At 39.0% G+C, this 13,230-nt stretch carries 10 protein-coding genes and 1 riboswitch; all 10 genes read left to right on the forward strand.

Going from position 1 to position 13,230, the window contains the following annotated elements; genetic code table 11:
• Window positions 1–19: 19 nt before the first annotated feature.
• The 10 genes from DESOR_RS03415 to purE all read left to right on the forward strand — a co-directional run bounded on the left by DESOR_RS03415 (window position 20) and on the right by purE (window position 13,217).
• Window positions 20–685: a hypothetical protein gene (locus tag DESOR_RS03415; protein WP_014183212.1), complete on the forward strand. Its 666-nt coding sequence runs from the start codon at window positions 20–22 to the stop codon at window positions 683–685.
• Window positions 686–893: 208 nt separating this feature from the next.
• On the forward strand, window positions 894–1,436 hold the full coding sequence (hpt, locus tag DESOR_RS03420; protein ID WP_014183213.1) for a hypoxanthine phosphoribosyltransferase: 543 nt from the start codon (window positions 894–896) through the stop codon (window positions 1,434–1,436).
• A gap of 23 nt (window positions 1,437–1,459) precedes the next feature.
• Window positions 1,460–2,992: a glutamine-hydrolyzing GMP synthase gene (gene guaA, locus DESOR_RS03425; protein ID WP_014183214.1), complete on the forward strand. Its 1,533-nt coding sequence runs from the start codon at window positions 1,460–1,462 to the stop codon at window positions 2,990–2,992.
• A 262-nt stretch (window positions 2,993–3,254) separates the two neighbouring features.
• Window positions 3,255–4,952, forward strand: coding sequence for a methyl-accepting chemotaxis protein (locus DESOR_RS03430; RefSeq protein ID WP_042330771.1), 1,698 nt, complete (start codon window positions 3,255–3,257; stop codon window positions 4,950–4,952).
• 26 nt (window positions 4,953–4,978) lie between these two features.
• Window positions 4,979–5,269 carry an STAS domain-containing protein gene (locus DESOR_RS03435; protein WP_282434408.1) on the forward strand — a complete coding sequence of 97 codons (291 nt, stop codon included), beginning with the start codon at window positions 4,979–4,981 and terminating at the stop codon, window positions 5,267–5,269.
• 97 nt (window positions 5,270–5,366) lie between these two features.
• On the forward strand, window positions 5,367–9,095 hold the full coding sequence (locus DESOR_RS03440; protein ID WP_014183217.1) for a PAS domain S-box protein: 3,729 nt from the start codon (window positions 5,367–5,369) through the stop codon (window positions 9,093–9,095).
• A gap of 315 nt (window positions 9,096–9,410) precedes the next feature.
• Window positions 9,411–11,042: a two-component system sensor histidine kinase NtrB gene (locus tag DESOR_RS03445; RefSeq protein WP_158309004.1), complete on the forward strand. Its 1,632-nt coding sequence runs from the start codon at window positions 9,411–9,413 to the stop codon at window positions 11,040–11,042.
• 122 nt (window positions 11,043–11,164) lie between these two features.
• Window positions 11,165–11,335, forward strand: coding sequence for an aspartyl-phosphate phosphatase Spo0E family protein (locus tag DESOR_RS03450; protein WP_014183219.1), 171 nt, complete (start codon window positions 11,165–11,167; stop codon window positions 11,333–11,335).
• Window positions 11,336–11,478: 143 nt separating this feature from the next.
• Window positions 11,479–12,312 carry a 3'-5' exonuclease gene (locus DESOR_RS03455; protein WP_014183220.1) on the forward strand — a complete coding sequence of 278 codons (834 nt, stop codon included), beginning with the start codon at window positions 11,479–11,481 and terminating at the stop codon, window positions 12,310–12,312.
• Window positions 12,313–12,393: 81 nt separating this feature from the next.
• Window positions 12,394–12,495: riboswitch (purine riboswitch) on the forward strand.
• 221 nt (window positions 12,496–12,716) lie between these two features.
• A complete protein-coding gene (purE, locus tag DESOR_RS03460) occupies window positions 12,717–13,217 on the forward strand; it encodes a 5-(carboxyamino)imidazole ribonucleotide mutase (RefSeq protein ID WP_014183221.1) in 501 nt (166 codons plus the stop codon).
• The last annotated feature ends 13 nt before the right edge of the window (window positions 13,218–13,230 follow it).

The raw sequence follows: 13,230 nt of genomic DNA on the forward strand, positions 1-13,230 counted from the left end.
TCCGCCAGGGGGGCATGACATGAAGAAAAGAGGATTATGGTTAATCATGGTAATCAGCATCGTGCTGATCGGGGTATTACTAGGACGCTATTTTTGGCAGCCAGAGCCCAAAGATTTAGTCACGCACGGTTTAGAAAGACTAAACGCAGCGACCTCTTTTCGCTACAGTTTAATCCAGCATCAATGGGTGGATGGAAAAGATCGCGTACTCACTCACATTCTAGGAGAAAAGGACGGTGGGAATACTCGAATCTTGGGTCAGCTGGTTGGGAGCGAAGTTGAAATGATCAAAATTGGGGATTCTACCTATAGCAGAGATCCTTTTGGCAAGAAATGGATCAGATTTGCAAATGCTCCAGCAGCCCAGGAGGTCTTTCTGGCGGAGCTCAACCCCTTATCTTCGCTTCAAATGAAAGAGCTTGGAGAGGTGATGCTTAGCGGTCAAGAGAAAGTAAACGGACAGAAAGTATGGGTATGTCAGTTACAACCTAGTGTACAGAATCAAATGATGGAGGTATTTTGGACAGATTTCCGGTATACGCTTTATATTCGCAAGTCTGATAAAACTCTCGTAAAAGCGACAATTGAAGCGAAGAATAAAGCTAAGTCCGACCCCATGACGATGACACTCGAGTTTAAAGATATTGGTAAGAAAATAGCTATTGCACCACCGGATATTCAATAATAGTTCTAAATAAAAAGCGTGTTTGGCAGTATTCCTTAATGGTATACTGCCTATTTTAACTTCTACGTTTAATTAAAAAGTTATTATCACTATTTTCAGCAGAAAAGTGTTTGCACAATGGACAAGCCTCTGGTATAGTTTTGGCATGAGTTTTTCGGAGATGTAAAATGATTTCGTTTTAATAGTAAGTATAGTGGAGGTGCCTTCGATGGAAGAATATATTTCAAAAGTGTTAATTTCAAGAGAACAATTAAGTAAGCGGGTCGCAGAATTAGGAGCACAAATCACCCGCGATTACGAAGGAAAGAATCTTCTGGTTCTTGGGATCTTAAAAGGCGCTGTCCCCTTTATGTCTGACCTTATCCGAGAAATCAAACTGCCTTTAGCCTATGATTTTATGGCTTTATCTAGTTATGGGGCCTCCACGAAGTCATCTGGTGTTGTGAGGATTCTTAAAGATTTAGAGCGCAGTGTAGAAGGGGTTCATATTTTAGTGGCTGAGGATATTGTGGATACGGGATTGACATTAAAGTACTTAAAAGATAATTTAATCGCTCGAAATCCTTTGAGTGTTAAAGTGGTTACACTCCTTGATAAGGCCGCACGAAGACAAGTTGATGTCTATCCGGATTATAACGGATTTTCCATTCCCGATGAATTTGTGGTTGGCTATGGATTGGATTTTAATGAAGAATATCGCAATTTGCCTTATGTTGGGGTCTTAAAACAAGAAGCTTATGAAATAATTTAATTAAGAATGGTGATGAATTTTTTATGACACAAGAAGTCATTTTAGTCCTGGATTTTGGAGGACAGTATAATCAACTTATTGCTCGGCGCGTTCGTGAGGCACGTGTGTATTCTGAAATGATTTCTTATAAAACCTCCGTTGAGGAGATTAAAGCCCGTCAGCCAAAAGGTATTATTTTCTCAGGCGGGCCGGCAAGTGTTAATCAGCCCAATGCCCCCAAAGTAGATCCCGAGATCTATTCTTTAGGAATTCCCATCTTGGGAATTTGCTATGGCATGCAGTTAATGACAGTACAATTAGGTGGGAGTGTTGAACATCCTGAAGCTCGTGAGTATGGAAAAGCGATGCTTGAAATCGATAAGGCAGCAGATCTCTGGAAAGGCTTGGAGGGTGAACGTCCTTGTTGGATGAGCCATGGTGATTCTGTAAAGACCTTGCCCGAAGGATTTGAAGTTGCTGCCCATACGAAATATACTCCTGTTGCAGCCATGATGGATGAAAAGCGACATTTCTATGGAGTCCAGTTCCATCCGGAAGTAAAGCATACACCCGATGGGCAAAATATGTTGGAAAAATTTCTTTTTGATATTTGCCATTGTACCGGAGATTGGACTATGGAGTCTTTTATTGAGCTTCAGGTTGCAGAGATTCGGGCTAAAGTTGGAAATAGGCGGGTTCTTTGCGCTTTGAGCGGCGGAGTTGATTCTTCAGTTGCGGCGGCTTTGGTACACCGGGCTATTGGGGATCAATTGACTTGTGTTTTTGTAGATCACGGTTTTATGCGCAAAAATGAGGCGGAACAGGTTAAGAAGGTTTTTACTGAACAATTTCAATTGAATTTAGTCTTTATCGATGTCCGAGAGCGGTTTATGAAAAAACTTGAAGGAGTTTCTGACCCGGAAACGAAACGGAAATCTATTGGCAATGAGTTTATTCGTGTTTTTGAAGTTGAGGCTGCCAAGCTGGGAAAAGTTGATTTCTTGGTTCAAGGTACTCTTTATCCGGATATAGTGGAAAGCGGGACAGAGACTGCGGAAACCATTAAAAGTCATCATAACGTGGGCGGTTTGCCGGAGGACATGCAATTCGAGCTTGTTGAGCCCTTACGAATGCTCTTTAAAGACGAAGTGCGGGAACTTGGCCTAGAACTGGGAATGAGCGAGGAAATCGTCTGGCGCCAGCCTTTCCCAGGGCCTGGACTGGCAATTCGAATTTTAGGAGAAGTAACCCAAGAGAAGTTGGATATATTACGGGAAGCAGATGCGATTATTTTAGAAGAAATCCGTCGCTCAGGATTATATCGAGAACTCTGGCAAAGTTTTGCTGTACTTCCTACCATTAAGAGTGTCGGAGTAATGGGGGATGGCCGTACTTATGAATATCCCATTATTCTAAGAGCGGTTACCAGTGAAGATGCTATGACAGCAGATTGGGCCAGACTCCCTTACGACCTTCTCCATGACATATCTTCCAGGATTGTCAACGAAGTTAAGGGTGTTAATCGTGTCGTTTACGACATCACCTCCAAGCCCCCGGGAACCATTGAGTGGGAATAATGAGACATACAGAGTCCGGTAAAAATTTCTATCGGGCTCATTTTTTATTTGTCCCCAACACCAATCAAAAGATTTCGAGATTATATACTAAATAAATCAATATTTTGTCCTCTAATCGGATAATTTGGCAGGAATTTACGAATTGAAAGAGAATTGCTGAAAAAGTGAAGGAACAGTAACGGTTTATGTTTAGCAGGAGTGCTTATAGAGAAACTGAATTAAAGGGGGGAATCTGGTCTCTACCTTTGTAGAATCAGTGATAATGAAAATGACATTAGCAAAAAAGATGATTTTTTATTTTTTATTGGTCATTGTGGCAGCAACCGGAGGATTTGCTTTCGCCATTTATGGAAGTAATAAGGCGGAAATATCGGTTGATAATTTAAGGGGTTATGAAACTCCGCGATTAGAAAAGAATAATGAAATCGCCTACAATGCTTTGGCTCAGTCCTCAAATTTGCGTGGGTATATCCTTTATGGACAAGAACAATATCTCAATGAATATAGGCGATTAGCAGAGTTGAATGCTAAGCTGGAGGAAGAGCTCATTAATGAGGCACGAACTGAGGAGTCACGTGTTCTTTCTGTCCAGATCAAAGAATTAAACGATCAATACGCTAAAGGGGCTGAGGACAAACTGATTCCCTTATTGAAGGCCGGCAAAAAAGCAGAGGCCATGGAAGTTGCGGTAAAGGAACTAGCCCCCCTCGGCAACCAAATGAATGCAAAACTTGTTGAAGCAAGAACCTACCGAAAGGACGCTATTTCCCTCGCCATGGAAGATACCTTTAACATCACTAAAGAAGCAAAGCTAGTCTCCATAGGGGCTGCAGTTCTCGTAGCTGTCTTGGGAATTCTGATTGGTCTGTTTGCAGCCCGAAGAATTACTTCTCCAATTAAGGAACTTCAGGGTTTAATGGCTCAAGCGAGTGAAGGAAATCTGCTGGTTAAAGGTGTTGTTAAGACGAAGGACGAAATTGGTCAGCTTTTTAAGTCCTTTAATACCATGATTTCCTCTCAATTGGAAATCGTGAAGTCAGTACAAAAGAGCTCGGTTGAACTGGCGGCAGCATCACAGGAAATGTCAGCTTCGTCTTCGGAAGTGTCGGCAACAACCACAAGTATATCAGGCAGGACTCAGATGGTTGCTAAGTCAATGGAAGAAGCGTCGAATTCTAGCACTGAAACGTCACAAGTTTTAATCGAACTTTCCGCCCTTATACAAATAGCTAAGGATAAGGCCACTTCAGCAAGCATTAAGTCAGAGGCATCCATTAATGCAGCCGAGGAAGGAAAGGCCACAGTAAATGTAGCTATGCAAAGTATTAATACAATTCATAGTCAGACCGTGGAAGCAGAAAAAGTAATTATGCTGTTAAATGAATACTCTCAGCAAATTGGCACAATTAATGAGACAATTACAAGCATTGCCGACCAAACAAATTTGTTAGCTCTTAATGCGGCGATTGAAGCTGCTAGGGCTGGAGAATCCGGAAGAGGGTTCGCTGTTGTTGCTGAAGAAGTTAGAAAGCTCGCAGAACAATCGAATGCTGAAGCCAGCAATATCTCAAACCTAATTTCAAAAATTACGGAAAACACAGAACGTGCAGTTGTAGCAATGAAGAATAGCTTAGCTGAGGTTGAAGTGGGGGTAGAAGAGGTCAGTAAAGTCGGAAAATCACTGGAAAATATTTTGTCAGCCGTTGCAGAAACTGTAAGTGATATTGAAGGTATTTCTAAGGTCACCAATGACGAAGTTGCTTCATCGGATAAAATTGTACAACTCATTGAGGTTGTAGCTGAAGATATCGAGGGCACTAGCAGGGATGCGCAAGAGGTTTCGTCGGCGGTCGAGGAAATTACCGCAACCATAGAAACCTTGGCGGCAAGTTCCGAACAAACCAGTGCTATGTCGCAAGATTTACATAGTCTTATTACTAGATTCAAGGTTGAGGAGTAAAGGGGAGATTTGTTATCAAACATACAATTAACGTTAACGAAAATCGAGCAATGGTTTTATTAAAAGACAAGATGTACGTTCATGATGCATCCTTACTAAGAGATGATCTCTTAACAGTCATTGATCAAGGAGTTACGAAGATAACTATTGATCTTTCGGCACTCAGTTATATAGATAGTTCGGGATTGGGGACTCTAGTGACCATCAATAAGCGGACGAAAGAAAAAAACGGCAGGCTCGTTCTGACCGGTGCCCAAGGGCTTCCCTCTGAATTGCTTAAACGTACTAGACTTGACAGGGTTTTTACAATTGAATAAGCATTTTCGAGAATGCCAATATTCGAAAAGCTCTAGACTGAAAAGATGGTTACATTTTTAGTCTAGAGCTCAATTTATATAACAGGAGGTAAAAACTTTGGATAACCAACTGGTTAAGAAAGTCTGTGACCATCAATATAAGGAAAGCTTTAATTTTCTTTTTAATTGTATAGAGGATTATATTTTTATTGTTCATAATTCGGGGCAAGTCATCCAAGCTAATCGAGCTGTCCTTGAAAATTTAGAATACTCTCTGGATGAGATAACCTGCTTAAACTTTGATTTATTGTTTTCTGTCACTAAGCGCCTTGAGTCTGGAAACATACTCAAGGGTATCTTATCTGGAGAACTAACTGAGTTGACCTTGCCCATATGCACAAAATCCGGCAGAGAAATTGCTGTGGATACTCGTTTTTTTAAGGGACAGCTGGAAGGAAACGAAGTACTGTATGGTATCAGCAAAGAGGTTAAGGACGTTAAAAGGGCAAAAAGGCATCTGGAAAAAACATTAGGGTGCACATCCTCTATAACAGCTCTCAGTAAGTTTGACACGGGAGAATATATTCAAGTAAACGACGTGCTTGTCCAGACTTTAGGTTATGAGCGAGATGAAATACTGGGTAAACGAGCAGGAGACTTAAACATTTTCCTTGATCCGCAATTTAGAGATAATATTATTTCTCAAATAACGGAACATGGTTGTGTGATTAATTGTGAAGTTAATATTAGAGATAAAATAGGAAATATTCATACAGGGCTGTTTTTAGCAGAAATGATTGAAATTGCTGATAATAAGTATTTGCTTACAATAACCAATGATATCACTGAAAAAAGATGGCAGATGAAAGAAGAGCAAAAAAGAAATAATATACAGTCCTTAATTGAAGCCATGCCATTTTTGGCTTGGGTAAAAGATATCAATGGAAAGTATATTACCGTTAACAAAGCCTATGAAGATTTCTACAAAACTAAACGTACAGAATTAATGGGCAAAACGGATTTTGAGATTTTTCCTTTAAAAAGTGCTTTGAATTATAGCAAAAAGGACAAAGAGATCACGAAATATAGGATTAATCAAAAGCTGCATCGAGTTCATTTAAAGAATAAAAAGTATAATGAATGGTTTGAAGAATTGATTTTACCTTTTTTTGATAATTATGGTCAAGTAAGCGGAACTATAGGTGTTGCCAATAATATTACTGCCAAGGTTCAGCTTGAAATGGAGCTTGCCAACCAGAAGCGATTTTTAAAAACGATTATAGATACTATACCTGATTTTATCTTTTATAAGGATACTAACAGCAAGCTGCTAGGGTGTAATAAAGGCTATGCAGAGAGAGTTTTAGGTTTAAATGAAGTTGACATTATCGGAAAAACGGATTCTGAGATCGTCAAGAATCCTGACTTAGCAAACTATTATCTGCTAAAAGATCGAGAAACATTTGCCTCCGGCAAAATGATAAAGAATGAAGAAGAAATCGCTTTAATGGATGGAAGCCTGATTTATGCAGAAACAGTGAAAGCTCCCTTTTGGGATGACCAGGGAAACCTTGCCGGACTTATTGGAATTTCCCGAGATATTACCAAGCGCAAAAGACTGGAAAAGCAGCTAAGAGAGAAGGTGGAATATGCAGAGCTTTTATTTAAAACAGTTCCGAGTGCAGTCTTTTCCGTGGACAGGAACAGAAGAATTACGGGATGGAATGAAATGGCTGAAGTGATTACAGGGTATTCCGCCAATGAAGTCATAGGAAAAGAGTGCTCGGTTGTATTGCATGGCGTAGGAATCGAGGGGTGTAATCTATGCAGTAATGCTTGTGAATCTCCATTGATTAATCAATTGTGTAATGTTGTAACGAAAGACGGACAAACAAGGCATGTTCTTAAAAGCATAGCGGTGGTTTACGATGAGCAAGGTGCAATAAGGGAGAAAATTGAATGCTTTGAAGATATTACAGAGATGACTCTCATGGAGGAGGAACTAAGGGAAAGTCATAAACGATATTCTGCGATTGTAAATAATGCCCCCCAAATTGTGGTTATTATTAGAGCTGGAATTATCTTATTTGTAAATGAAGCCGGTAAGGAGGCTTTAGGCTATGATAGAGAGTTTATTGGTCGTGAAATGAAGGAGTTTATGACAAAAAAGACGTTTGAACATTTCGATCAATTGAAGGAAGAAATAGCAGAAGACTATTGTGTCTCTTCTGAATTAGAACTCATTAAACAGTCAGGGGAAATCTTGAACGTTCTTTTAAAAGGGATATGCATACCCTACGAAAGTGAAAGGGCTTTTCTGGCGGTAATGATGGATATAACTGAAAGTAAACAATTAAATGCACGGTTAAGAGAAAGCGAAGAAAAATTCAGGCAGTGTGCTGAAACGATCAATGAAATCTTTTTGATTAATGACAAAGAAAAGATTGTCTATGTTAGCCCCGCTTATGAAAGAATTACTGGCATGTCTTGTCAAAGCCTGTTAGACAATCCTCATGCCTTAGTAGGGTTAATTCATCGGGCTGACCGGGAGAGAATGAGGTCATCGTTTCCACAGAGTTTTCTAAATATAAACAAAGCGATTACTGAAGAATTTAGGATTATTCGATCGGACGGAAAAATGCGTTGGCTTTGGTTAAAAAGCTATCCTGTTCAGGATCAAGCCATTAATAGTTACTTTAAAGTTACAAGTATTGTTGATATAACTGATCGCAAAAAGATAGAAATGAAACTTCTCGAACGAGAAAAACAAACCCAAATGGAAATTCTGCTTGCTGAGAGGGTGCAGCGGGATTCCCTGCCGCACCCCTTTGTCGGAGAGGAAATCAGGGTTAATACTATTTTTGAACCTTATAGTACAGTAAGTGGAGATTTCTTTAATTATAAATGGTTTGATGAACAGAAAAAATTGTGTGGTTATATCATTGATGTTAGTGGTCATGGTGTAGCAACAGCTTTGCAAACGGCTACTATTAAAATGATGTTGGATAATGTATTGCTGCAAGGGGATGTTGTAGAGGCAGAGGATATCCTCGCAATTAACGAAAAGGTAATGGATTATTTGTATGAAGATACTTTTGTTGCCTTATTGTATTATGAATTTGATTTTAAGGCTCATGCCCTTAAGCTGATTTCAGCAGGAATAACCTTGTTCTTGCTTGCAAAACAACAGGAGTGTTCTTTAATTCCTATTTCGGGGTGCTATCTAGGAATTGTAGATAATCCGGAAATTGAGATGAAAATAATACCCTTTAAACCGGGAGAATTATATTGCCTGATGAGTGACGGCGCTTCAGATCTTATAGAATTGAATGGCATAATAAAACAGAGGAGTTTCGCAGCTTATAAAGGATGGCTGGAGAAACTAGCCCAAAATCCGGAACGAAAAGATGATTTTTCGGTTATCTGTATCGAAATCCTTAAAGAGACAAAGGAAATTAAAGTGTTGGATATCAACGATAATACCGATCTGGAAAAAGCTCAGATCATCATAAGTGAATTTTTAGAGCGAAATTTATCTGGGGATGATGTTTCTACTTTAGAGGTAGCCGTCCACGAAGCCTTGAACAATGGCTATTCAGCATCAGGTCAAGTTCGCTTAAAACTAAGGCGGATTGGTGGAAGATTAATAATAAGAGTCAAAGATTTTGGTCTAGGCTTTGACGTGACAAAAGTTCAGTATGATAACAACTATGAGGAAAATTTTGATGAACTTAGGGATGCCGGTAGTGGGCGGGGAATTCTCCTGATGAAGCTGTTTTGTGACAAAGTAATATATAATGCTGTAGGTAATGAAGTGCTGTTATTGAAAATGATCACCACAAATTGAAGGAAAATATCCGGGTCTGGCGAATTAAGGAAAAATAAAATTAATTCTGAAATATAGTAATATTTCGCAAAGATTTTGCCGATAAGAGTGTAGCAGAAAGTTTATGGGGGTGAGATTGAAATGAATTATCATGAAATATTTATAAGTTATTAGGGGGGACTATGTTTGAACTTTAGGAACGTTTTTAGAAACGCAAACACTATAAAAAAGATGTACTTATACCTAACCATAGTCTTGTGGGCCCTTATCATAATAGCAACTGCAGGATCATTTTTTGGAATTTCGCAGTACCTGATATATGAAAGAAGAGCCGATTTGGTATCATTAAGCAATTATTTAAATATTGATATCCAATCATCCTTTCGGGAACGGCAAGAGGATTTGCAACCTTATTTTAATAACATCTCCAAAGAGCATCCCGAGTGTTGCTTTGGATACTATGATTTGAAGGCTAATTCTATTATTGCTGCGAATTCGGAGTTTGCTGAATCTCAGCTTCCACCGCTTTCTGCGGGTGAGAATTTTTACGAATTATTGAAAAGCAGCCAACACGAGTTGATCGAAGATCAAAATGTTGTTGGATGGAGCCGAAAGGGAATCCTAGGAATTGTTATGCCGGTTGGTGTTAATAAAGAAACAAGGGGTTTTATTTGGACTTATACAAAGATAAATGATATTTACAGACAAGCATTGAAGTATTCAATAAGCATCTTAGGCCTCATATTATTACTTCTTCTCATTCCTTTTATATCAACATGGCATATGATTAGGAAAATTAAAAAACAATTTATTTTATTTGCCGAGTCCTTATTTAAGGATGATGGAGACCAATTTGACACTCGCTTTCTCCCTGAATTAACACCCATTCTCAGGGCGGCTAAAGTTCACTCTCAACAGCTTAGAATCTTCGAAGCGATGGTGAGAAACTCTAATGACCCTATTACCACCATTGATCTGGAATTTAAGATAACCAGTATGAACCCGGCAGGTCAGAAGTTGTATGGCTACATGCTTGAAGAGGTTTTGGGAAAGCATATAACCATCTTAGCAGTTCCTAATGAAAGTCAGGAATTAATTGACATTCTTTCCAGAGTAAGAGCGGGAGAAGAAATTATCAGCTATGATATGCAGCGGCAAAAAAAGGATGGCACAGTTATCGATGTTTCACTAAGTATTTCTCCGATCAAAGATGACCAAGGCCATATTAGCGGCATTATGGGTATTCATAGAGATGTTACTGAAAAAAAGAAGATACAAGCGGAAATGCAAAAATTGGATGGGTTAAACCTTATTGGTCAGATGGCGGCCAGTATTGCTCATGAAATCAGAAATCCGATGACAACGGTACGCGGCTTTCTTCAGTTACTAGGTTCAAAGGTAAGTTTAAAAGAATTTAAAAGTTATTTTGAATTAATGGTTGAAGAATTAGACAGAGCAAACTCGATTATCACAGAGTTCTTAAGTTTGAGCCGTAACAGTCCAATTTCTCTTAGTGAACATAATCTCAATGAAATTATCAATAAGCTTCTCCCTATGCTGAGAGCCGATGCTTTAAAGAATGAGACGACAATCATCGCTGAACTGGAGAATATACCAAATGTAAAATTAAATGAGCGAGAAATTCGTCAGGTCATCTTGAACTTAGTTCGAAATGCTCTTGAGTCCATGCCCTCTGGAGGAATAATAAGGATCAATACATCTCTAGAAAACAATAAGGCAGTAATAAGAGTGAACGACCAAGGTTCAGGAATTCCGGCTAGAGTCCTAGAAAACATCGGTAAACCCTTTTTAACTACAAAAAAGAATGGAACTGGTTTGGGGTTGCCTGTAACTTATAACATTGTATACCGGCACGGCGGGACAATCAGCATAGAGACAGGGCCTGGTGGGACTACGTTCATTATTAAGCTTCCAATGTACAGTAATAAGAATTTAGTAGAAAAGTAAGGTATTTGGTAGTTATTCCATATTCCGACATTAAATTGCCTAATAATGGATAATTTCTTCTTGCTATTTCATCAATAAAGCAATAAAATCTTGTTGAGAACGACATTTCAGGAGGAATCCATGTGGAAAAAAAACTTTTGAAAAGAATTGAGGTATTACGTAAGAGGCTTAATGCATTTGCTTTCAATCGTAGCCTCGTTGATAGTGAGGTGGTTGAGGTTAGTCAGCAATTAGATCAACTACTAAACCAATACCAAAGAATCAGCACTTATAAACAATTAAGTTTTTGGTAATTAATCAAATTTCAAGAGATACCTGTGAGAAAAGGCTTCTTTGCAGGTATCTTTTTTGTTCTTATATTTTATAACAATGGGTAAAGGTATATGCTTTTGGTATTTTGAGGGATTATAATAATCATGGGATAGAGGAGGTAGAAATGAACTATATCGTGTTTGATTTAGAATTTAATATGTTTTTTAAATTCAAAGAAGGGGATCAAGGGAATCCAGCTCTAAAAAGTGAAATTATACAGATTGGAGCTGTGAAACTTGATCATCGTTTGGAGATGATCGATGAGTACAATTCGATCATTCGGCCGGTTATTTATAAAAGGATTAATCCCTATGTTAAAAAGAAAACAAATATTAGCACAATCACCGTTGGTCAGGGAATACCTTTTGCTGGAGCCATCAGAGGTTTTAGTTCATGGGTTGGGAAGGACTCTGTCCTATGTTCTTGGGGACATGATGATATTTTAGGGTTAAGAGAAAATTGTCTGTTTTTTGGCTTTCATGATCTTTCATTCGATAAGTATATTAACATTCAACAGCTTTATATGAATCGGGAAGGTTTATCAAAACAGCCAAGTTTAGAAAGTGCGGTAGAAGATTTGGATATTCAAATCATATCGCCCTTCCATGATGCATTAAGTGACGCGTTTTATACGGCGAAAATATTTAAAGAGATCTATAATTTTTCAGAGAACGCAGTCATTAATTGGGAGAAAATACAGAGAGAAAATCAGGAGAAAATAAGAGAGTTGAAACTTTTAATAGATAAAGCGACCATAACCTGCCCACAATGTCAGCGAACTTTACGGAAGATGAAGGAAGTGACAAAAGCAAAGAAATATTATGCTCAGGGTTTCTGTGAACAGTGTAATCTTTCCATCAGACATATTTCAAGGATTACTCACAGTGAAGGGAAGTATAGCATACTCTCAAAAAATTCTATAATTACACAAGAGAAAGATTTGAAACCAACTGAATAATTGCCGAACGTTTCTAAATAAAAATATAGGAATGTTCGAAAATGCTGTTGACCTTACAGAGCTCTTCTTGTACAATATGCTTATAAAAATTTAATAAGAGTTCATATAATAGTGGAGATATGGTCCGCAAGTTTCTACCAGGTCGCCGTAAATGATCTGACTATGAGCGAAAGTGTACCTAGGGCAAAGGCTTTTCTTGGCGCTGGCCAATTTGTTTTGTCCGAGTGGTACAGGTTTGATTGCAAAATCAGATTACACCGAAGGGATAAAAGCCCAGGCGGGTAGGTTTCACTCTGTTTTTTAAGGGTGCAAAATCTGCCCGTCTGGGATTTTTTTATGCTATCAGAAAGAAACTATGAACTAGATACTTTCTAATGCAAAAAGTGAAAGAGAGGCGAATAATTATGAGCCAAATTGGAGTTATTATGGGAAGCGATTCAGATTTAAATGTCATGGAGGATGCAATCAAGATTCTTCGTCAATTTGAACTGGATTATGAAGTCAAGATTTCTTCCGCCCATAGGGCCTTGGAGCGAACCGTTGATTGGGTGAAGGGATTTGAAGCCCAAGGAGGTAAGGTAATCATCGCTGCTGCGGGGTTGGCCGCACATTTACCCGGTGTTGTGGCGGGTGCTACGATTTTGCCGGTGATCGGCGTTCCCATGCGCAGTGGAGCTTTGGAAGGTGTCGATGCCCTTTATGCTATAGTGCAGATGCCTCCCGGCATTCCCGTGGCTACAGTAGGCATTGGAGCAGCACGTAATGCAGCTTTGCTGGCAGTTCAAATTCTCGCTGCCCATGATCCGGAATTAAGTAATAAGGTTAAAAACTATCGAGCAAAAATGTTAAAAGAGCTTGAGGCAAAAGATGAAGCACTGCAACAACGTTTAAAGGGAAATTCCTGAGTAGGAAAGGGAC

Origin of the sequence: Desulfosporosinus orientis DSM 765, from assembly GCF_000235605.1 — a bacterium.
In the GTDB taxonomy this organism is placed as follows: domain Bacteria; phylum Bacillota; class Desulfitobacteriia; order Desulfitobacteriales; family Desulfitobacteriaceae; genus Desulfosporosinus; species Desulfosporosinus orientis.